Below are 2,755 nucleotides of genomic sequence, written 5' to 3' on the forward strand. Positions count from 1 at the left end.
CACTCATACCGATCAAATAGCTTGAGATACTTGCTCGCCCATAAAAATCTTTAGACGACACACGCTTATTGACAACAACCTCCTGAATGGCACTTCCAATCACTTACAGGCTCACTCATGAAAAACAACAAAGAACGCCTCATCCAGAAGAAAGCAGAACTCAGTGCACACCCGATCTTCTCTGAAATACATTCGCTGCCGGTACTTCAACGCTTCATGGAAACCCATGTATTTGCCGTTTGGGACTTCATGTCGTTGTCCAAGCGTCTGCAACAGGAACTGACTTGCGTTCAACTGCCTTGGCTGCCGCCACGAGACCCGCAGGCCGCGCGTCTGATCAACGAAATCGTACTGGGCGAAGAGTCCGATGATCGTCCGGGTCACGGCCATTACAGCCATTTTGAATTGTATCTGGATGCGATGCGCGAAGTCGGCGCCAGCACTATCGCGGTGGAGCGCTTTGTAGCATTGCAGCAGGAAGGCGTGAGCTATGACGTCGCGCTGCAAAGCGTAGACGTCGATCCGGCGGCGGTGCAGTTTGTGCGGCACACCTTGCACACGGCGTTGCATGCACCCAGGCACAGCGTCGCCGCCGCTTTTTTGCATGGTCGTGAAAGCGTGATTCCGCAGATGTTCCAGCGGATTCTCGACGATTGGGGCATCGGCATCGAGCAAGCGCCGACCTTCCGTTACTACCTGGAACGGCACATCGAAGTTGATTCCGAAGACCACGGTCCGGCAGCAGGAAAACTCCTTGCGCGATTGGTCGACGGCAATCCGCAACGGGAAGAAGACGTCTACGCCAGTGCCATTGCCGCGGTAGAGAGCCGCATCGCCCTGTGGGACGGCCTGCGTCTGAGCATGGGCGAACCTTTGCCTGAGGTGAGCGCATGAACGCCGCCGACTACCAATCCTTCGCCGACGCCTGGGAGAGTCGCGCGACCATCCGCACGCGCCCACGGCGGATGCTGGAAAACGACGACAAGCTGATCTATCCCTTGAGCCGGCAACCGCTGGTGCTGAGTGAAACCTTCCTGCGCCAATGCCCGGAACAACGGGAATTTGCCTTGGTGCAGACGCTCTACAAGTTCATAAACGACGTGGTGATTTTCGAAACCGAGATCGTCGACAAGACCGCGCGCAGCATCGCCAAGAATCGCTTCGCCCTGACGTTCCCGTTTGCCTGCCGTTACGACGCCATGACCGTGGTCGTAGACGAGGACTACCACGCGTTGGTAGCCATGGACTTCATGCAGCAGACCATCGCCATGACCGGCATCACACCGATCGTGTTGCCAGACGAAATCGAGCTTAGTCGAGCGATCCCGGCAGCCGTAGCGCTCGCGCCGGAACATCTGCGCAGCGCTGTTGAATTGATCTGCGTGGCCATTGCCGAGAACACTGTGACCGGCGATGTCGCAGCGTTCGCCAAGGACGACACAGTCAAGCAATCGATCAAAGGCCTGATGGCCGATCACTTGCTCGACGAAGGACGCCATTCGAGCTTCTGGGCACGGCTGGTGCGCATCTACTGGCACCCCGCGAACGAAGACGATCGCCATTGTATCGCGCAGATTCTGCCGGTGTTCATCCGCCATTACCTGACCAACGATATTCAGAAGTCCTTTGACTTCCAGTTGATCGAGTCTTTGCAGATCAGCGAGGCGGCACGTCAGGCACTCAAGCGCGAAGTCTCGGGGCTGGCGTTCCCGATCAATCGCCATCACCCGTTGGTTGCCAACATCGTGCGGTTTTTTCGCAGCAGTTCGCTGCTCGACGCGCCCTGCGTGCAACACGCACTTAGCGATTACCTGGATTAACAAGGAGTTCATCCATGAGACGTCTCGACATCTTGCTCATCGGGCAAAGCCAGGCCTTGACCGACCTGGCGCGGGAGCTTGAACAGCACGGTCATTCGTTAATACGGTTCGACACGAGCAACGACCAACCGGCATTTGATTTGCTGATCGACGACGCGAGTCTGCCGTTTGCGGGCTTGGGCGAAACACCGCGACTGACGCTGCAACTGGGTGTCGGTGGATCGGAGACTGGCGGTTTGCCGTCGCTGGACGTGTTGTGCACTTACAACTCGGCATTGTTCACTCGTGTGCCAATCGCCGATGTGCCATCCGGTAACGGCCAGGTATTGCGCCTGCGAGCGGTGGCGGAACTGGTGGATCATGTCGCGCTGCTGGTCAGCCGCTTCTCCCGGGATGCCAAGTATTTTCTGCACGCTCAACGGGCAGCGCCTGCTCACTATGAACGGGTGGAAAATCTGTTGTGGCTGGAACACCTGGCCTTCGTCCATCAGCTCAACTTCACCGATCAGCCCGAGCTGCTGAAACTGGGCCAGATCCCGATGATCGAGCGCCTCGAACAACGCCTCCTGCAATCTGCCAAACGCCCCGCGCTGAACATCGACGGTGCGTCTTTGAGCTACCGGCAACTGCATGCCCACAGCCGTGCTATCCAACAGCATTTGCAGCCGCTACTCGACCAGCATAAAGGGCCGTTGGTGGTTGGGGTCTGCCTGGGGAAATGCAGCGCGCTGTATGCGGGGATTCTGGCGATTCTCGGCAGCGGAGCGGTGTATTTGCCGCTGGAGCCGAGCCACCCGCTGCAACGTCAGCAGTACATTCTTTCCAATGCCGGGGCCGTGTTGCTGCTGCACGACGGCCAGCATGCGCTTGCCGATGAAATGCCGGGGCTGGACATCAGCCGCATCGACGTCGACGACGTCGCCCCCGAACAACCC

3 protein-coding genes are annotated in these 2,755 nt (G+C 58.1%); all 3 read left to right on the forward strand.

The genetic code is table 11. The features are described 5' to 3' along the window. Positions 1-117: 117 nt before the first annotated feature. The gene (locus AC1DSG_RS30000) at positions 118-894 is read left to right on the forward strand and encodes a DUF3050 domain-containing protein (RefSeq protein ID WP_477794110.1); all 777 of its coding nucleotides are present in this window, start codon (positions 118-120) and stop codon (positions 892-894) included. Continuing rightward, on the forward strand, positions 891-1,820 hold the full coding sequence (locus AC1DSG_RS30005; protein WP_477794111.1) for a diiron oxygenase: 930 nt from the start codon (positions 891-893) through the stop codon (positions 1,818-1,820). Before AC1DSG_RS30000 ends, AC1DSG_RS30005 begins: the two co-directional genes overlap by 4 nt. A gap of 14 nt (positions 1,821-1,834) precedes the next feature. Then, on the forward strand, positions 1,835-2,755 hold a 921-nt coding region (locus AC1DSG_RS30010), incomplete at its 3' end, for an AMP-binding protein (protein WP_477794112.1).

It is taken from the genome of Pseudomonas sp. P5_A12, assembly GCF_056400685.1.